17 protein-coding genes and 3 pseudogenes are annotated in these 17211 nt (G+C 61.6%); 9 read left to right on the top strand and 11 right to left on the bottom strand.

The features are described 5' to 3' along the window. Positions 1–8 precede the first annotated feature (8 nt). The 7 genes and pseudogenes from trbK-alt (at position 9) to NWI_RS10910 (ending at position 5947) form a co-directional block, all read left to right on the top strand. Positions 9–275, top strand: a complete 267-nt coding sequence (trbK-alt, locus tag NWI_RS10940) for a putative entry exclusion protein TrbK-alt (protein ID WP_011315330.1) — start codon at positions 9–11, stop codon at positions 273–275. Next, positions 272–1588, top strand: a pseudogene (gene trbL / locus NWI_RS10935) (P-type conjugative transfer protein TrbL). The gene trbK-alt and the pseudogene trbL overlap by 4 nt, the downstream one beginning before the upstream one ends. After that, the gene (gene trbF, locus NWI_RS10930) at positions 1585–2271 is read left to right on the top strand and encodes a conjugal transfer protein TrbF (RefSeq protein ID WP_011315328.1); all 687 of its coding nucleotides are present in this window, start codon (positions 1585–1587) and stop codon (positions 2269–2271) included. The pseudogene trbL and the gene trbF overlap by 4 nt, the downstream one beginning before the upstream one ends. Next, a complete protein-coding gene (gene trbG, locus NWI_RS10925) occupies positions 2271–3290 on the top strand; it encodes a P-type conjugative transfer protein TrbG (protein ID WP_011315327.1) in 1020 nt (339 codons plus the stop codon). Before trbF ends, trbG begins: the two co-directional genes overlap by 1 nt. Next, a complete protein-coding gene (locus NWI_RS10920; RefSeq protein WP_011315326.1) occupies positions 3290–4498 on the top strand; it encodes a TrbI/VirB10 family protein in 1209 nt (402 codons plus the stop codon). Before trbG ends, NWI_RS10920 begins: the two co-directional genes overlap by 1 nt. Continuing rightward, the gene (locus NWI_RS10915; RefSeq protein WP_011315325.1) at positions 4495–4731 is read left to right on the top strand and encodes a DUF2274 domain-containing protein; all 237 of its coding nucleotides are present in this window, start codon (positions 4495–4497) and stop codon (positions 4729–4731) included. Before NWI_RS10920 ends, NWI_RS10915 begins: the two co-directional genes overlap by 4 nt. Before the next feature lie 205 nt (positions 4732–4936). After that, entirely contained in the window at positions 4937–5947 is a 1011-nt protein-coding gene (locus tag NWI_RS10910; protein ID WP_011315324.1) for an AAA family ATPase, read from the top strand. Between the two features lie 616 nt (positions 5948–6563). On the opposite strand, the gene NWI_RS18270 is transcribed toward NWI_RS10910, so the two are convergent. Beyond that, positions 6564–6899: a hypothetical protein gene (locus NWI_RS18270; protein WP_244374903.1), complete on the bottom strand. Its 336-nt coding sequence runs from the start codon at positions 6897–6899 to the stop codon at positions 6564–6566. Between NWI_RS18270 and NWI_RS10905 the strand changes: the two genes are divergently transcribed. Continuing rightward, positions 6885–8543: a S8 family peptidase gene (locus NWI_RS10905; protein ID WP_244374902.1), complete on the top strand. Its 1659-nt coding sequence runs from the start codon at positions 6885–6887 to the stop codon at positions 8541–8543. The genes NWI_RS18270 and NWI_RS10905 overlap by 15 nt on opposite strands. Here NWI_RS10905 and NWI_RS10900 read toward each other — a convergent pair. From NWI_RS10900 to NWI_RS10875, 6 genes are all read right to left on the bottom strand, one after another. Further along, positions 8536–9027, bottom strand: coding sequence for a hypothetical protein (locus tag NWI_RS10900; protein ID WP_041345022.1), 492 nt, complete (start codon positions 9025–9027; stop codon positions 8536–8538). The two genes, NWI_RS10905 and NWI_RS10900, sit on opposite strands and share 8 nt — an antisense overlap. Positions 9028–9106: 79 nt before the next feature. Beyond that, entirely contained in the window at positions 9107–9361 is a 255-nt protein-coding gene (locus NWI_RS10895) for a hypothetical protein (RefSeq protein WP_011315321.1), read from the bottom strand. Beyond that, positions 9354–10232, bottom strand: a complete 879-nt coding sequence (locus NWI_RS10890; protein WP_148203837.1) for a hypothetical protein — start codon at positions 10230–10232, stop codon at positions 9354–9356. Before NWI_RS10890 ends, NWI_RS10895 begins: the two co-directional genes overlap by 8 nt. A gap of 132 nt (positions 10233–10364) precedes the next feature. Beyond that, a complete protein-coding gene (locus tag NWI_RS10885; protein ID WP_011315319.1) occupies positions 10365–10772 on the bottom strand; it encodes an AlbA family DNA-binding domain-containing protein in 408 nt (135 codons plus the stop codon). 103 nt (positions 10773–10875) lie between these two features. Further along, positions 10876–11526, bottom strand: a complete 651-nt coding sequence (locus NWI_RS10880) for a DUF5677 domain-containing protein (RefSeq protein ID WP_347335905.1) — start codon at positions 11524–11526, stop codon at positions 10876–10878. A 115-nt stretch (positions 11527–11641) separates the two neighbouring features. After that, a protein-coding gene (locus NWI_RS10875) for an IS3 family transposase (RefSeq protein ID WP_148203836.1) occupies positions 11642–12993 on the bottom strand; the annotation gives its coding sequence in 2 pieces (ribosomal slippage) (positions 11642–12657 and positions 12657–12993; 1353 coding nt in all). Between the two features lie 149 nt (positions 12994–13142). Between NWI_RS10875 and NWI_RS10865 the strand changes: the two genes are divergently transcribed. Beyond that, positions 13143–13628, top strand: coding sequence for an IS630 family transposase (locus tag NWI_RS10865; protein ID WP_041345020.1), 486 nt, complete (start codon positions 13143–13145; stop codon positions 13626–13628). 173 nt (positions 13629–13801) lie between these two features. On the opposite strand, the gene NWI_RS10860 is transcribed toward NWI_RS10865, so the two are convergent. From NWI_RS10860 to istA, 4 genes and pseudogenes are all read right to left on the bottom strand, one after another. Then, on the bottom strand, positions 13802–15034 hold the full coding sequence (locus tag NWI_RS10860; protein WP_011315316.1) for a type II toxin-antitoxin system HipA family toxin: 1233 nt from the start codon (positions 15032–15034) through the stop codon (positions 13802–13804). Further along, positions 15034–15414 carry a helix-turn-helix domain-containing protein gene (locus NWI_RS10855; protein WP_011315315.1) on the bottom strand — a complete coding sequence of 127 codons (381 nt, stop codon included), beginning with the start codon at positions 15412–15414 and terminating at the stop codon, positions 15034–15036. The genes NWI_RS10860 and NWI_RS10855 overlap by 1 nt, the downstream gene beginning before the upstream one ends. 630 nt (positions 15415–16044) lie before the next feature. Next, positions 16045–16485 (bottom strand): annotated as a pseudogene (locus tag NWI_RS17980) (ATP-binding protein); the annotation flags it as partial. Continuing rightward, a pseudogene (gene istA / locus NWI_RS17975) lies at positions 16480–17115 on the bottom strand (IS21 family transposase); the annotation flags it as partial. The pseudogenes istA and NWI_RS17980, both read right to left, overlap by 6 nt. Positions 17116–17211: the final 96 nt, after the last annotated feature.

Below are 17211 nucleotides of genomic sequence, written 5' to 3'. Positions count from 1 at the left end.
GCGCGAACATGGATTGGAAGCTCGCCGCCAGGGTCGTTGCCGTTCTTGCCGTCGCCGTCGTCATGGTGGCGTGCGCGATCGCGCTGCGTCCCGATGCGACAGAGGAGGCGCCCGCACCAACGGTTCAGCCGCAGAGCGGGGAGCCCGCATCGAGCGAATTGCTCCGCTGCCGTGAGATTGGCGCGGCCGCGCTCGACGACGCCGGGTGCAAGAAGGCATGGGCCGAGGGCCGTCGTCATTTCCTGGAAGGCAATTCAGGACGCGCACGCCCATGAACACCGGCGTCATCGACCGCTTTCTGGAGACCTTTACCCGCTACATCGACTCAGGCTTCGGCCTGCTCGGCGGCGAGATCGGATTCCTCACATCGACGCTGATCGTCATCGACATTACGCTGGCCGGCTTGTTCTGGGCCTGGGGCGCCGATGAAGACGTGATTGCGCGTCTCATCAAGAAGACGCTCTATATCGGCGTCTTCGCCTTCATCATCGGCAATTTCAACAAGCTCGCCGGCATCGTGTTCCAGTCCTTCAGCGGTCTCGGCTTGAAGGCCGGCGGATCGTCGCTCACAGCCGAGACCTTGCTTCAGCCCGGTCGCGTCGCGCAGGTCGGCATCGACGCCGGCAATCCCATCCTCAAGGCCGCTGGCGACCTGATGGGCTACATCTCCTTCTTCGAGAACTTCGTGCAGATCATGGTGCTCATGATCGCCTGGGCGATCGTGCTCATCGCCTTCTTCATTCTCGCGGTCCAGATCTTCGTCACGCTGATCGAGTTCAAATTGACCACGCTCGCGGGCTTCGTGCTGATCCCGTTCGCGTTGTTCAACAAGACCGCGTTCCTCGCCGAAAAAGTCCTCGGCAACATCGTTGCCTCCGGCGTCAAGATTCTTGTGCTCTCGGTCATTGTCGGCATCGGTTCCGGCCTGTTCAGCGAGTTCACCTCCGGTTTCTCGGGCACGCCGACGATCACCGACGCGCTGGCGCTCGTGCTCGGAGCGCTCTCGCTGATGGGACTGTCGATCTTCGGCCCCGGTATCGCCACCGGCCTCGTTTCCGGCGCGCCGCAACTCGGGGCAGGGGCGGCCGTCGGCACCGGACTTGCCGCCGCGGGCATCGGCGCGGCCGGTGTCATGGGAGCGGGCGCGGCCTTGGGTGGAGGCGCCGCCGCAATCGGAGCGGCCGGACACATGACGGCCGCAGCGGCGCGCGGCGGCGCGCATCTCGCCGGCGCGACATCGGGCGCGTATAGCGGTGGCGCATCAGGCCATGCCGGCATGGGCGCCGTGGCAGGCGGTCTCGGCGGCGTCGCCAAGGCAGGCGCATCCGCCGCGATCCAGCCCGTGCGGCAGGCCGCGTCGCGTGCGGCAGCTTCCCTTAAATCCACTTACGCCGCCGGCCGCGCCGCCACCACGGGCGGACAAACCTCGCCAACAGGCGCAGGCGCTTCGGCCTCTCAATCCCCGTCAGCATCTGGCGCACCGCCAGCCTGGGCCACGCGGATGAAACGCAGCTAGACCATGAGCCACGGGGCCACCGCCGCCGCCCATGCCGTGCGCTCCGGCGATCACGGCGGCGGCTACAAATGAATCTTTTTCGCCGACCTTCGGTGCGCTACGCGCGCACGCCCGAACCCGAAACCCCGTATCTCAAAGCCGCGCAAGTCTGGGACGAGCGCATCGGCTCTGCGCGCGTGCAGGCCAAGAACTGGCGCTTGATGGCTTTCGGCTCGCTGGCGCTCGCCGGCAGCTTCGCGGCTGCGTTGGTCTGGCAATCGACGCAAGGCACCGTCGTTCCCTGGGTGGTGCAGGTCGACAAGTTCGGCGAAGCGCAGGCGGTGGCGTCTGCCGTTTCCGACTATCGGCCGACCGATCCGCAGATCGCATGGCATCTGGCGCGCTTCATCGAACAGGTACGCAGCATTCCGGCCGATCCGGTCATCGTGCGGCAGAACTGGCTGCGCGCCTACGACTACACGACCGATCGCGGCGCCATCGCACTGAATGACTACGCGCGCGCCAACGATCCCTTCACCAAGGTCGGCAAGCAGCAGATCTCCGTCGAGATTTCGAGCGTCATTCGCGCTTCGCCGGATTCGTTCCGGATCGCCTGGCTGGAGCGCCGCTACGAGAACGGCCAGCTCTCTGGCACCGAGCGTTGGACCGCCATCCTGACCGTCGTGATCCAGGCGCCGCGCACCGCCGACAAGCTGCGCGCCAATCCGCTCGGTGTGTTCGTCAACGCAATCAACTGGTCGAAGGAGATGGGGTGATGGGGGACAAGAGAAATAATGCTGTGCCGGCGCTGATCGCCATGATGCTGACGACGACGGCGCTCGCCGGCTGTGCCAACAAGTTCATTCCGCCGGATATCAATTATGACGACGCCGCGCCCGCCGTGCTCAGCGCCGATCCGGTCGGGCCGGTCAAGGTCGTCGAACTGCCGAAGCCGCTGCCGTTGCCGGGTCAGTTGAAACCCGTCAATGCCGCGAAGACCAAGCCCGAGCCCGCCGATCCAAAGAAGCGTGTCGCGCAGGCCAATGAAGCGGCGCGCATGCAGCCGGTGCGCAACGGTTTCATCAACGCCGTGCAGGTCTATCCGTTCGTCGTCGGCGCGCTCTATCAGGTCTATGCCGCCCCCGGTCAGGTCACGGACATCGCGCTTCAGCCGGGCGAACAGCTTGTCGGCGCCGGTCCCGTCGCCGCCGGCGACACCGTGCGCTGGATCGTCGGCGATACGCTCAGCGGCTCCGGGCAGACCGCGCAGGTCCACATCCTCGTCAAGCCGACGCGGCCAGACCTTCAGACCAACCTCGTCATCAACACCAACCTGCGCACCTATCACATGGAGCTGCGCTCGACCGAAAAGACCTACATGGCCTCGGTGTCGTGGCAGTATCCGCAGGACCAGTTGATTGCACTGCGCCGGCAGAACCAACAGGCCGCGCTGACGCAGCCGGTCGCGTCCGGCGTCGACATCTCGAAGCTGAACTTCCGTTATCAGATCGAGGGCGACGATGCGCCGTGGCGACCACTGCGCGCCTTCGATGACGGCAACAAGGTCTATATCGAGTTTCCGTCGGGGATCGGCCAGGGCGAGATGCCGCCGCTGTTCGTCATCGGACCGTCCGGAAACTCCGAGCTGGTCAACTATCGCGCCCGCGAGAATTACTACGTCGTCGATCGTCTCTTTGCCGCCGCCGAACTCAGGCTGGGCGATAAGGACAGCGAGAAGCGCGTGCGCATCGTGCGCACCGACGGCCGTCCTGGGCGCGGGCTGAGGTTGTTCTGATGACCGACGCATCGACACCACCTCCCGGCGATATCCGCGCCGAACTGCGCTTGCGCCCCGAGCAGCCGCGCGTCACGCGCCTGTCCCGCAAAGTGCTCATCACACTCGGCGGCGTCAGCGCCGTCGCCATCATGGCCGCGCTGCTCTGGGCGCTCGATGCCAACCGGCGCGCCAGTCAGTCGCCCAACGAACTCTACAACACCGAGAACCGCACGCCGGCGGACGGACTCGCCGGCTTGCCGAAAGACTACGCCCGCATTCCCAAGCTCGGCCCGGCGCTGCCGGGCGACCTGGGCCGGCCGATCCTGAGTGCGCAGGATGAAGGCAAACCTGTCGTCGCGCCGGATATCCGCACACCGCGCGCCGATCCGGCCGAACAGCGCCGTCTTGCCGAGATCGAAGCCGCGCGTGTCGCCAAAGTGTTCACCGACAGCCGTGGCGTGCAGGCGACGGTTGCATCTGCGCCGGCGATTGGCCGCGTCGATCCCAACACCGGCCTCACGCTGCCGACCGAGACGCCGCCGCTCGATGCCGGCGCCGCGCAGAATATGCAGGATCGCAAGCTCGCCTTCGTCAACGCCGCCGTCGATCGCCGCACCGTAACCCCCGACCGCGTGCAGGAGAAGGCGTCGCCTTACGTCGTGCAGGCCGGCACCGTCATCCCGGCAGCGCTGATTACCGGCATCAAATCCGATCTGCCCGGAACGATTACGGCGCAAGTGACGGAGCAGGTTTACGACACCCCGTCCGGCAAGCAGCTCCTGATCCCACAGGGCGCACGATTGATCGGCCAGTACGACAGCCAGGTCGCATTCGGGCAGTCGCGCGTGCTGCTGGTCTGGAATCGCATCATCATGCCGAACGGGACGTCGATCGTGCTGGAACGGCAGCCGGGTGCCGACGCCGAAGGCTATTCCGGCCTCGAGGACGACGTCGACTATCACTGGGGTCAGCTTTTCCGCGCTGCGATCCTCTCGACGTTGCTCGGCGTCGGCACCGAGATCGGCGCCAGCAACAATGAGAACGAGATCGCCCGCGCGATCCGCCAGAGCAGCCAGGACACCGCTTCCGATGTCGGCCGCCAGATCATCCGCCGCCAGCTCAACATTCAGTCGACGCTCACCATCCGGCCGGGCTTCCCCGTCCGCGTGATCGTCAATCGCGACCTGATATTGCAGCCCTACGGGGCGACGAAGGAGCCGTCATGACCAAGCTCAGGCTCTCGGCGTTACCCGATGACAAGGCGGTCAAGATGACCGTCGAACTGCCGGCGGCCGTCCACCGTGATCTCGTTGCCTATGCCGAGATTCTGGCCCGGACCAGCGGGGACGCCGTACCACCTGATCCGGCCAAACTGGTTGCACCGATGCTTCAGCGCTTCATGGCAACCGACAAGGCATTCCGGAAGGCGAGGGCGCAATTGCCTTCGTCCAGGCCCTGAAGGGGACGGCAATCTCCAGCGGTCACGCCCACAGCCGCTTGGTCCAGGGCCGGATTGGTCTGGGAGTGGCACCAATTGCGCAGCCTTCTTGGGACAAAATATGGCATTCCGGGCCGCAATCCGTTAGTGTTTTGTTCGCCTTTACGCCATTTTAGGCTCCTATACGTCATCTTGATTCCCAGCCCACTGACGAAAGGAGGCGAGCATGTCGACCAAGCACCTTCTCGCGCTCCTTAATTCGCACATTGAGGGCGACGAGGACCAATTCCTTTCCATCGCACTCCAACTCGCCGCCCAAGAGGCCCGTCAAGGTCGAGGGGAAGAGGCGGAGAAACTGAAGCGTCTCGTTCAGAAGGCCCGCGATCAACAGCGGGCCGGCAGACCGGCTGGCGGACAGACCCCGATTCCACTGGCTCGGCCCAGAGGCGAATTGCAAGGGCTGGTCGAAAGCGCCTATCCGAAGGTCACGCTGGCGAGCATGGTCCTGGCCGATGATGTTCGCGCCCGTCTGAACCGTGTGGTCCGTCAGCAGCAGGAGCGCGCCACCCTGCGCGAGCACGGCCAGGCGCCATCCACCCACATGCTTCTGGTTGGTCCGCCGGGCACCGGCAAGACGATGACCGCCTCCGCACTCGCGGGCGAACTGCGGCTTCCGTTGTTCACCGTTCGACTTGAGTCGCTATTCAGTCGCTTCTTCGGCGAGACGGCTGGCAAGCTGCGGCTACTCTTCGACCAGATCGCGCAGACACGCGGTGTGTATCTGCTGGACGAGTTCGACGCGATCGGCGCTCGACGCGGAGAGCCTAACGATGTCGGCGAAATCCGTCGCGTGCTCAATTCCGTGCTGGCTTTCATGGAGGAGCCGAACTCGACGGACAGTCTTGTCTTGGCCGCCACCAACCATGTCGAGATCCTCGATCAGGCGCTGGCGCGGCGGTTCGATGAAGTGATCGAATACACGCTGCCAGATGTCGCAGCGGCGCGCGCGATCATGGAGGGCCGACTCGGTAAATTCAAGATTGCCTTGAAGTCATGGGCGACACTAGAGCCTGCCCTCGAAGGACTTAGCCAGGGCGAACTGGTGCGAGCGGCCCACGCGGTGGTCAAAGATGCAATTCTCGAAGGCGCAACGAAGGTGTCGGCCGAGGCGTTGCGCGAAGCGCTCCACAACCGCCAGACCCTCAAGGGAAAGTTCCGCCGCCAGTCCGGTCGTTAGGGAGGTTCACTGACCGGAGGGAAAGGAACCACTCATCTACAAGTAGGGTCTCATGGCGGAGCCAGACGATTACGGCGCAAGAAACCGCGCACACATTTCAATCAACGCCTTTCGCGAAACGGCAGCTTACACGTTCCCGGTCCGCAATCAGGAACGCAAGCCGCTGCGCGAGGACTATGCCGCGCATGCTGCAACGATTCTCGATCAGCTTGCTGTCGCTCTAGGCAACCTGCCACCACCGAATGCCGATACGCGGCTTGCCGTTCCTGGCTTAAGGCGCGGCACGATCGTTGAAGTGACGACAGTTCCGCCGGCGGAGGGATCGCGAACGAAAGCGATCAAGGTGCCGTCCACTCTTGAGTTTCCAACGCAGGATGTTGTCGTGTTGCGCTCCGAGCGGAACGACGACAGGACGGAAAGCGCGCTCCTGTTCGTGCCGGATGACGCGCGTGAGTTTCTGCGAACACGGATCACGGACTACGGCCGCGACCCGGGCAATCAGCGCAGGCCACACGTCGATCGCTTCGAGGCCGTCGAAACTGTCCGTATGACCGAAGCCCGTTCGCTCTTCAGCGCAGATGTCGATGTGGCTATGCCCGATGTCGTGTGGTGGGAGCTATGGGTTCGCCAACCGATTGTGATCGCAGATCGGCTTGCTGAATTGGCCCGCGGCGCCAATCTCGATGTTCATGCCGACCGCCTTGTCTTTCCCGATACGACAGTGCTGTTCGTCCATGCCGCGGCCGCCGCGCTCGTTGCCTTCGCGGCGCGCGTACCCGGCGCGCTCACCGAGATTAGACGCGCGACGGGCACCATCGAGCCGTTCCTCGACCGCGGTGCGACCGGGTTGGGGCAACACGATTGGGTCACGGAGCTTGCGGGTCGCGTGACGCCGCCGGCCGGGGACATACCGGCGATATGCGCCCTCGATACCGGCGTGAATGCGGCTCATCCGTTGATCGCACCTGGCCTGGCGGGTGCCTGGGCCTACGACGCGGCGTGGAACGCGGACGACCATCATCCGGATGGCGGCCACGGAACGCCGCTGGCCGGCCTCGCGCTCTACGGCGATCTCGAGCCGCTGATGAACGACGCGCAGCCCGTGGCGCTCACGCATGCCGTCGAATCCATGAAGCTGCTTCCGCCAAATGGCTTTCCGCCGACGAAGCCACCAAGCTACGGCGTCGTGACGCAAGGTGCCGTTGTCTCGGTCGAGATCGCACGCCCGAATGTGCGCCGTAGCTTCTGCATTGCTATCAGTGCCACTGATTTTCCGCCCGATCGCCCGTCGACCTGGAGCGGAGCGCTCGATCAGGTCGCGGCCGGATCGATGCCTGGTGATTCTGCCGATGGCGTGCCTGCATCGCAGCGTCCAAAGCGTTTGATGCTGACGGCCACTGGCAATGTCTTAGGCGGGATGATGGTGGATGTGGTGCCGTCGCAGCCGCTCGAAGATCCCGCGCAGAGCTGGAACACCCTGACCATCGGCGGCTTCACGCGCAAAGAACAACCTCCTGCACCGCCGCCGGCTCTCGAGCCCGTCGTGCCTGCCAACCATCGCAGTCCCTTCAGCCGCGGATCGCAAACGCTTCCCGACGATCTGACACCAATCAAGCCGGAGGTGCTGTTCGAGGCTGGCAACATGCTCTCCGACGCTTCGGGCTCATGCGACTGGGGACCGTCCGTCTCACTGCTGGCGCCGGGATCGGACGTCGTGGCGGAGCCACTGGTGCCGTTCTGGGCGACGAGCGCCGCCGTCGGAATGGCCGGCAATTTCATAGGCAGGCTGCAGGCCGCGCTGCCGACACGTTGGCCGGAGACCCATCGAGCTCTCACGGTGGACTCAGCGCAATGGCCACAACCGATCCGGAGAAAACTCATCGGGCGAGGCGCGAGCTGGAAGACCGGATCAAAGGCCGAGAAGCAGCAAATCCTGCGCGAGGTGGGTTTCGGCGTTCCAGACATCGAGCGTGCCATCCTTTCGGCGAGCAACGACGTCACCCTCATCGCCGAAGCCGAGATTCAACCCTTCGCGTTTAGCGCGGATGGGCGGAGCGGCGTTTTCAATGAGATGCACTTCTACGACCTTCCCTGGCCGCGAACGGTGCTGGAGCGAATTGAGAACGAGAGCGTCATGATGAAGGTGACGCTCTCATATTTCATCGAGCCGAACCTGACCGGCAAGGCGGCCACACGGCCCGATACCTACCGTTCGTTCGGACTTCGTTTCGCCATGAAAAATCGAACGGAAACCGACGCGCGTTTTAGAAGCCGCATCTCTGCCAGCCAGGCAAAGGACGGGACCGAGCCAGAAGGTGAGAAAAGCTACTGGTTGCTCGGCCCCAAGGCCATCCAAGCGGGCTCGCTCCACTGCGATCTCTGGCGTGGCCCAGCGATCGAGCTTGCCAGTCACGATGCGATTGCCGTCTTTCCCGTAGGAGGCTGGTGGAAATCGCACGTCGGTCAAAGACGAGTGGCGGACAAGGCGCGCTACTCTTTGGTCATCTCGATTTCGGCGCCCGGTCAAGCCGTGGACCTCTATTCGGAAATTGCAGCCTTGGTCGAAGTGAAGGAACTCGAAGTTTCCATTAGTTAAGCTTTACTTGGGCGACTCCGCTATCCGCCAAAGAGGTATATTCGCCGAGCATCTTTCGCGCCAATTCGTCAACTGTATTGAAGTCCGCCAACATCTGGGCGTGGAAAACAACTGGCTTGGCATTCTCTTGAAAGGAATGCTGTATCCACGGCCGAAAGCGACCGAGCCGAAGCTGTTCACCGGATAACCGATCGTACTCCGTGAAGTCACCCTTCTTTCCCGCTTCGACCATTCTTGCCTCGAAGTCGCGGTAAGCGGCTTCGTCTTTTGCTTCGATCACGTACGGCGGGATGTAGAGCGGAATTCGATGAGCGAGGGCGTGCCTCAATCCTGCGAGATAACGGAACCAATCATCAAGCGTCTTGAGATAGTCCTGCAATTCCTGTGAGAGCGTGCCGCGGACTGCCGTATTGTCAGGCCCCAAACCAACGTAACCGTCTCGAATTGGCGTACCGTCGGCACGCTTCTGTCCGTTCTCCGCCATCCAAATCCATGCAAGATTATCGATTGCCCCAAACACGTTGAAAATGAAGCTTTGAATATTTATCGTCGCGTCAGTCAGCTCATCGCGCGAGGGCAGTCCGGTTTCTCTCTGGCGGGATCGCCTCGAAAACATTGCTGATACACCGAGCCATGACTTTTAAACGTCGCGGAAATCCTTGTTGGGCGAATTCCCGCGCGCGTGGATTTCTCAAATCTAGCAGGATATACTTTTCAAGAAGGGTGTTTAGCTTGCCACCGAAAGCGGCGTAGCCATCGGCAAGCTGCTTCAAGGCGTCGTCAGAAAAATACATGGAGCCTGCCCCTTCGTCAGTCATCTTCAAGCAGCTTGACTGTGTTCGCGCCAGTCCGGGAAAACTCCCTCTCTACCGCCTCACGCGTTAGCCAGTCGTCGGGATTGAACCAGCCGGCGTTGCCGAAAACCTGAAGGAAAGGCAGCGCGACGCGGCGCAGCGTTTCGAAATAGTTGTCGCGCAGCAACGCCCAGTCGAAGACGATGTTCTTTGCGAAATGATCGTCAGCCAAAGTCCCACCGCCAGCAACATGCCGAAAATGATCCCATGCCAGCATTCGGCCCTTTAATCCGTGCCAATCCATGCGGATCACGACCTGAGTCACCCCCAAAAGCTCTTGCCCCGCGAGGCGAGCGTGAGCAAGCAGCGAATGTATCGTGATCAGAATCCACATAGGCGTCAGATGCGGCGGTGCCGCGTCGCCCTCCCGTCGCCAATCGTCCCTGTAGGACTCAACGCTCACGCAGATTCCGCGTTCGTAGATTCGCCAGTAGTCGAACGCGCTCGAAATCAGGCTGGTATTCTCGACGCGCATTCCCTCCAGATACGTCACTTCCTCGCCCGCAAGTGTCGATGTGCGTACCTGGGGTGCGCGTTCCGGCACATTCAAAGGTAGGAACGAGCCCCATCCATAGTTTGCATAGCGGTGCATTTCGATCGCAACACGCTCGTTAAGCGCGCGCGCATTCGGGATTTCGATGAGAGTCCCATCGCCCCCGACAAGCGCGTACCCGAGGCTCGAGTAGTTGGTGCCAGCTCGCAGAATGTCATCCCGGTATTTTGGATCAACATTCTCTGCCAGAAGTCGTGTCTGCGCGGTGAAATCCTGAGCCGTGTCGTCGAGCGCCGCCCGCAAGAGCCCAATCGCCTGTTCGCCCGGCTTGGATTGTCGCACGAGCGACTGCCGCAGCACGTTGCCGAGAAGATCACTGCGATGAGATAGACAGCGATCGAGTAGCGCATTCCAGTCGTCCGGGGTGCGGATGGGTGCGCTCTCTGGCCCCGGCGCGCGGATATAGATCGTTCCTTAAGTTACGCCGACCGGTCGATTGCGATCATCCTGCGGTCCATCAGCGATCGCAAAGACCGGACGTGCGCCATGTGGTGGAATGACAACCACTGGATAGGTAGTCCCTTCAAGCACGACGTGTTCGACGAGGACCTGTATCCTCGGATCGAGATATTTCTTGATGATCCCCGTGATCGCATCCTGGCTGAACAGGTCGAGGTTAAACTCAGTCTTTCCAAGAGGCTTTCGCGTCTTGTCATCCACACCAAAAATCAGATAGCCGCCGCCATGATTGGCCAGCGCTGCTATGTGACGAGCAAGCTTTGCACGAACTTCGCCGTTCGAGGTGTCCATCCACGCCTTGAACTCAATGCCAAGGTTCTCGCTTGTCCCCGCCAAAAGATCAGATAGGTCAACGGAAGCCATTAGTGTTCTCGAAAGGAAAGGGGGCTGCGCCGGACAACTGTCGCGCCGAAAAACGTCGCATTATATCATATACACGAGGTATAGAGCGCCACGGTCAAAGCGCCTAGCCGACATGCGCGCCGGCACCCTCTTGATTAGTTTTGCTCAGTTCTCGGTATCGATGGAGGAGCGATTGAAACTCATCCCAAAGATCCGTTTTTTCCTTGATCTTCATGAGGATCAATGTGGCGATCGTCATGGAGATGCCGAGCTCCGTCATGGTCATATGCAAATCGAGGTCATCAAGAGCCGGATGGATGACCAAGATCGCATCTTGATCCTTTGGGTTCTCGATATAATGCCGATTCAGCGAGGTTACGCTGACGTGGGCAGCGTCGCCCGAAATGTCGCGATAGGTTCGATAGAGGCGGTCGAACTGACTGCCCTCAAGTAGGGTTGCTACTTGAATAGCTTTCGCGCCTTGAGAGCCCTGCGCTACAAAGTCCTCGAGCATCCGACGGACGTCGGCAGTCACGTTGAGATCGGGTGCATTCAGATGAAGGCTCGCGCGCGCTAGGCGGCTCTTGTAGTCGTCATCCTTCATCTTGCTGACGAAAGCTGGATTGCGATCGAGCGCGATGAGATACATGACGGCTTCGATGACGCCGCGTGATTGAATCCGAAAATCAAGCTGACGGTCATTTTCGATCAGGAGCAGAGCGCCTTCGAAGAGCGTTAAAGCCCTTGCGTAGAGGGCCGCCTTGAGAGCGACCAGCTCTCTTTCCTCCTCATTCGAAACAGGTACAGGGTCTTCTTTTGTCCGTCGTCAGATGAATTGAGACTGTTCCGGGGTCACGGGAACGGAGGTTCTGGCTCATCTGGGTTTGAGGTTAGGCGGCCTGCAGGTGATGCTGCAAGCGTCTTTGGTGGATGGTCTGGCGTTTGATCCTTTCGCGTTCGGTGAGGATGGTCTGCCCGCGGCCGAAGTAGACGTCAGCGGGCGTGAGATTATCGATGCTCTCGTGATAGCGGCCGTGATTGTAGTGCTCGACGAAGGCCGCGACCTGCCGTTCAAGGTCGCCGGGCAGATAGTAGTTTTCCAGCAGGATGCGGTTCTTCAGGGTCTGATGCCAGCGCTCGATCTTGCCCTGCGTCTGGGGATGATACGGCGCGCCGCGAACGTGTTTCATGCCCTTGCCGTCGAGCCAGGTAGCGAGTTCGGCCGAGATGTATGAGGCGCCGTTGTCGCTCAACAGCCTCGGCCGATGCGCGACCGTGATCTGGTCGAGCCCCGATGCCGCCAGAGCCAGATCGAGCGTGGCGGTGACGTCATCCGCCCGCATCGTGGCGCAGAGCTTCCAGGCGACGATGAAGCGGGAGAAGTCGTCGAGCACGGTCGAGAGATAATACCAGCCCCAACCCGTGATCTTCAGGTAGGTGAAGTCGGTTTGCCAGAGCTGGTTGGGCGCTGTCGTCTTGTCCTTGAACTCAGACGCCGCCTTGATGACGATATAGGCTGGGCTGGTGATGAGATCATGAGCCTTCAGCAGCCGATATACCGACGCCTCCGAGACAAAGTAGCGCTTCTCGTCGGTGAAGCGCACCGCCAGCTCGCGCGGGCTCAGCTCCGTTTCGCGCAGCGCCAGCTCGACGAGCTCGGCCCGGATTGGGTCAGGAATCCGGTTCCAGACACGATCCGGCCGCGAGCGATGATCGGCCAGAGCCTCGATCCCACCGGTGAGATAGCGATCGTACCAGCGATAGAACGTGGCGCGCGGGATGCCGAGCTTGTCCAGGGTTCGCCGTGCCGGCAGATGCGAGGCCTCGACCAGGCGAATGATCTCGGCCTTTTCGGATGCAGGATACCTCATGTGTCGTCCTCCCCATCCGCGAGCATGCTTTTTTTCAGCAGGCGGTTTTCCAGGGTGAGATCGGCCACGGCCTCCTTCAGGGCCTGCGCCTCACGGCGCAGCTCTTTCACCTCGTCCGACGTCGCGGCGCGGGCCGTGTCACCAGCGAGACGGCGCTTGCCGGCGTCGAGGAACTCCTTCGACCAGCCGTAATACATCGACGAGGCGATCCCCTCGCGCCGACACAGCTCGGCGATGCTCTCCTCGCCGCGCACGCCTTCCAGCACGATGCGGATCTTCTCTTCAGCCGAGAACTGCCGGCGCGTTGCCCGGCGGATGTCCTTCACGACCTGCTCTGCCGGTGCTTTCTCCGGCCCGGATTTCTGTCTCATCTGCGCTCCAAATTGGCTGCGATGATCCAGAAATCCTCCCTTCCCGAAAACCCCTAAACTGTCTCAAGAGCCCTGACGGCGGACACTTCAAAAAAAACGGTTCTGCCCGCCGAGCAGTTGCGGCCAAAGCTCAGGCGCCGGCGCGAACAGTGGATCCGCTACCAGACGCGCATTGTGGCTGGAGCACGCGCGGAAAACGGCTTGTCGCCCACACGCCCTACGGCCACTGGAAGACCATGACCTTCATTGCCGCCCTGCGGCACGATCGCGTCGAGGCGCCATGGGTTCTCAACGGGCCGATCAACGGCGAGGCTTTCCAGGCCTACGTCGAAACCCAACTCGTCAAAACCTTGAAGCCGGGCGATATCGTCGTTCTCGACAATCTCGGCTCGCACAAAGGCGCGATGGTGCGCGACATTGTCAGAGCCGCAGGAGCCAGGCTCTTCTTCCTGCCACCCTATAGCCCCGACCTCAATCCCATCGAGCAGCTCTTCGCCAAACTGAAGCACTGGATGCGACGAGCAGCCCAGCGAAGCGTCGAAACCGTTCACAACGCCATCGCAAACGTCCTCGACACCGTCACCCCAACAGAGTGCAGGAACTACGTCGAAAATGCCGGGTATAAGTCAACCTAAATGCGAAACGATCTAGAGGGAAGGCCAGTGCGCTTTGGCCTGCCGCCGCGAAAATAGCTGCTGGGTTCAGCACTGCCTGTGCAACGCGAGATCGGGCGGGAGTTCCCCTGGCGCGGATTTAATTACTGGTCATATATGACCAATAAAGTCATTGAATTTGCCAAATCTGATTGTTAAAGGGCGAGTCCGATGTCCGTCTGTTCGTTGATAAAGGCCGGCTCGTAATCACGGACGCGCGCTCCGGTCACGCCGACTTGTCTGAAGGCATCCCGCCACCCGTCGGATATCCGTTGGGCGGCGGTCCGGATCGTTCGCCGCGCGTCAGCCTCGGGAATCTCGAAGAATTCACAAGCGTCCAAAGCCAGCTTGATCGATCGATCGTGGCTGCCGCCTTCCATGATCGCTGTCTCCAAATGCGGGTTGCGATCGGGAGCCGGGTTCACATCGAAGACCGGCGAAAGACGCCAGCGGCCAGAACCGACATAGAGAAATCCATGGTTCTTCAGGTGATCATCCTTATTCGAGACGAGGATGGTGAAGATCAGACGCCGATAGAGCTCCTGGAAATCCGCTTTCGGATCGGACGCGGCTGTCCGCATGAAGTCGACGATCTCCGTATACGAGCCGAGTTCGGTGCCGGTCTTCCCAAGCGCCGTTCGTGCCGAGATATAGGGGATGCGCGCGCTGCCGCGTCGGTCGAAGCGCTGGATGAGCGCGACAGGGAAGGGCGTATCGGCAAGCTCCAACCTGACTTCGGGCGTCCGAATGCCGCACGCCTTGGCGAGGGTGAGAGTGGCGACCTCGATCTGCTCGATCGGGTGCTGATCGTGGATGGAGGTGAATTTCGCCAACCAGAGCACATGTTCGTCACGGACATTGGCTTTGGGCCGGCCTCCACCCGAGCCGCCCGCGCCGGCGAGGGCTTGCATGTCTTCGGCCGAAATATCCTTGCCCTGCTCGTAGGCGCGGGCGATCGCGGTGATCGCTTGCAGGTCGAGCAAGCGCGGCACCGCCTCGACAGATTTGCCGGTGATGACCTTCCCCTGATCATCAAGAAAGCGTAGCGCACCCTGCCGGCAGGTGTCGTCGGACAGGGTCAGGTACTCGAACTCGGATAGACCCTTGCCGTAAGCGCGTTCCAGAAGTCTGCGGCCCCAGCTGTCGGGTGCCGCATCGGAGAAGGCGCCGGCGAGCGCGTCACGCGGATTGCCTGGCTGCGCCGACGCATGAAATGGTCCGCCCTCAAACGGCATGTCGGGCTGCAAGGTGAAGGCGCGGGGATCCTTGATCCACGCCGGATCGTACGAGAAGGTTGAAAACTGACGCGGCCCAGTCTGCGTGAAACGCAATTGACCGATGGGCGTCAAGCTCTCGCCGAGAACGACTTGGGCGGAAGATTCGGTCATCAGAAGGCCACGCCGTCCGGATCGACAGTGTCCGGCTCATTCCGCTTCGGCTTGTCATTCTGCCGCTCCTGTTTGCGCAGTGTGGTCGCGAAGGAGCGGCCGCGTTGCGGCACGCGCTCGGAGGTCAACGCCAGACCCAAATCGTCCTTCCGGATATCGACCAGATCGGCCAGTCTTTCGATGAGGCCAAGAGCGACGAGCACATCTGCGAGTGTGCCGATGCCAACGCCGGGATCGCCCTTTTCCAGGCGCGCGACGGTGCTGGCTGACGTGCCTGCGCGCACCGCCAGATCGGCCACGGCGACGCGGCGGCTTAGTCGTGCCGCCCGTAGGTCACGGCCAAGCCGCTCAAGGGCCGTCTTTGATTTTGGCGAGCTCATCCTAATTGTCCAGATATGCAAGAAAATATTATTTAACACATCATATATGACTAATTGATGAAGTCTGCAAGGGGATGGAGGATACCAGGTCGGGTCTCGATTCCTTCAGCTTGGGCTGTGGGCTGTGGGGCAGGGCCACGCCGGCTTGCTTTACCGCCTTCTCAGGGGAGATCGCGCGCGCCCGTAGACCTCCCGGCTCGGGAGGTGAGCATCCCTCCGCGAAAGTCAGGGTTAGATGACTCGGCTACTGGCAGCAGCCTGCCGCCCGTCGTCGCGAAGCCGTTGAGGCGCTGTCCTGATCAAATCGTTCCCGCCATGTCATGTCGGGCTCGAGAGGTGGCTGACGGGCGACGCTTCGCTAAGGCCGGAAGACTGACGTGTCGAACGATCACATTCGTCCGTCCTCAATCGAGGGCGTCAAGCAGTTCGCCAAGCGATTCAAGAAGTCTGACGGCATTCAGCACGCCCTTGCCTTAGACGGGACATCAAAGGCGGCCGGCTTCGAAAATTACAAGCATGCGCTTCGCCAGCTTGGAGACCGCTTCACCGTCTCCCTAGTCGTCGGCTGTGCTCTGAATGCCGTCATCCTTATCAGAATTCCACTCGTCGTCTACATGTCTGTCAATCGGCTCACAAATTTGACCCCGTATCGGCGTCCAAATTTGACCCCTTCGCGCGGCGTGGTTTGAGGGTAGCGCTCGGCCCGTCGGAGCTGGCCGGGATTGCGGAGACGGGACGAGCGCGGGTGGCGTGATCGTCGTCGCGGCTTTTGAATCGCCAGCTGTCGTTGCCGGTCTCGACAATGTCGCAGTGGTGGGTGAGCCGGTCGAGCAGCGCGGTTGTCATCTTGGCGTCGCCGAACACGCTTGGCCATTCGCCGAAGGCGAGATTGGTTGTGACGACGATGGACGTACGCTCGTAGAGTCTGCTGACGAGATGGAACAGGAGCTGGCCGCCGGATTGAGCGAACGGCAGGTAACCGAGTTCGTCGAGGACGATGAAGTCCATCCTGGTCAAATGCTCGGCGATACGACCTTGTCGTCCGTTGCGGCTCTCGATCTCGAGGCGATCCTTGCCGACAAAGATCGTCTCCACCGCCGTCTTCATGTTGTCGTAGATGCCGCGGCTGCAGGTCCCTTTGAACAGCGCGAACGCCCGGTCATGGGCGTCGAACACCATCTCCTGCGTCTCGCGCGGATAGGCTCGCACGAACAGCATGCGGCTGTGGCACAGCCGGACATGAGCGACCTTCACGATCGCCGTCACGCCGTTGAGGAGAACGATCTCATGGCTCCAGTCGAACTGGTAGGCTTCGCCCGCCGCAAAGCTCAGCGGAACATAGGCCGCCGCGGTCGATTGCCCGCGCTCCTTGTTCCACCGCCTGGCGTAACGCCGCACGGCATCGTAACCACCGTCATAGCCGCGGCCGCGCAACTCTTCGAAGATCCGGATCAAGGTCAGCTGTTCGCGCGCGGATTTGGTCGCGTTCGCCGCCAGCAACACATCGAGCTCAGATGCCCAGTGTCCAAGCTTGGGCCGCGGCTGAACCTGCCGCTCGTACTCGAACGAGGTCTCTCCCGACCTCAGCACCTTCCGGACCGTGTTCCGGGACACCTTAAGGTCGCGGGCGATCGCCCTGATCGTCTTGCCCTTGATGAAGTGTTCGCGCCGTATCCGCGCAATCGTCTCCACGACCAGCATCCCCGACCACCTGCTTCATGACAAAGCAGGCAGCGCAACAGACCAACCTTCAGGGGGTCAATTTTGGACGCCGATCCCCCGGCTTAGAGGGTCAAT

Source organism: Nitrobacter winogradskyi Nb-255 (assembly GCF_000012725.1).
GTDB lineage: Bacteria > Pseudomonadota > Alphaproteobacteria > Rhizobiales > Xanthobacteraceae > Nitrobacter > Nitrobacter winogradskyi.
The sequence above is the reverse complement of the archived record's forward strand: the minus strand, read 5'-3'. Positions and strand labels throughout refer to the sequence as shown.

Bases quoted from the DNA above. Each gene is read 5' to 3' on its own strand.
- trbK-alt (WP_011315330.1), top strand. From the start codon at position 9: ATGGATTGGAAGCTCGCCGCCAGGGTCGTTGCCGTTCTTGCCGTCGCC.
- trbF (WP_011315328.1), top strand. From the start codon at position 1,585: ATGAATCTTTTTCGCCGACCTTCGGTGCGCTACGCGCGCACGCCCGAA.
- trbG (WP_011315327.1), top strand. From the start codon at position 2,271: ATGGGGGACAAGAGAAATAATGCTGTGCCGGCGCTGATCGCCATGATG.
- NWI_RS10920 (WP_011315326.1), top strand. From the start codon at position 3,290: ATGACCGACGCATCGACACCACCTCCCGGCGATATCCGCGCCGAACTG.
- NWI_RS10915 (WP_011315325.1), top strand. From the start codon at position 4,495: ATGACCAAGCTCAGGCTCTCGGCGTTACCCGATGACAAGGCGGTCAAG.
- NWI_RS10910 (WP_011315324.1), top strand. From the start codon at position 4,937: ATGTCGACCAAGCACCTTCTCGCGCTCCTTAATTCGCACATTGAGGGC.
- NWI_RS18270 (WP_244374903.1), bottom strand. From the start codon at position 6,899: ATGAGCCGCATTCACGCCGGTATCGAGGGCGCATATCGCCGGTATGTC.
- NWI_RS10900 (WP_041345022.1), bottom strand. From the start codon at position 9,027: ATGGCGGAGAACGGACAGAAGCGTGCCGACGGTACGCCAATTCGAGAC.
- NWI_RS10895 (WP_011315321.1), bottom strand. From the start codon at position 9,361: ATGACTGACGAAGGGGCAGGCTCCATGTATTTTTCTGACGACGCCTTG.
- NWI_RS10885 (WP_011315319.1), bottom strand. From the start codon at position 10,772: ATGGCTTCCGTTGACCTATCTGATCTTTTGGCGGGGACAAGCGAGAAC.
- NWI_RS10860 (WP_011315316.1), bottom strand. From the start codon at position 15,034: ATGACCGAATCTTCCGCCCAAGTCGTTCTCGGCGAGAGCTTGACGCCC.
- NWI_RS10855 (WP_011315315.1), bottom strand. From the start codon at position 15,414: ATGAGCTCGCCAAAATCAAAGACGGCCCTTGAGCGGCTTGGCCGTGAC.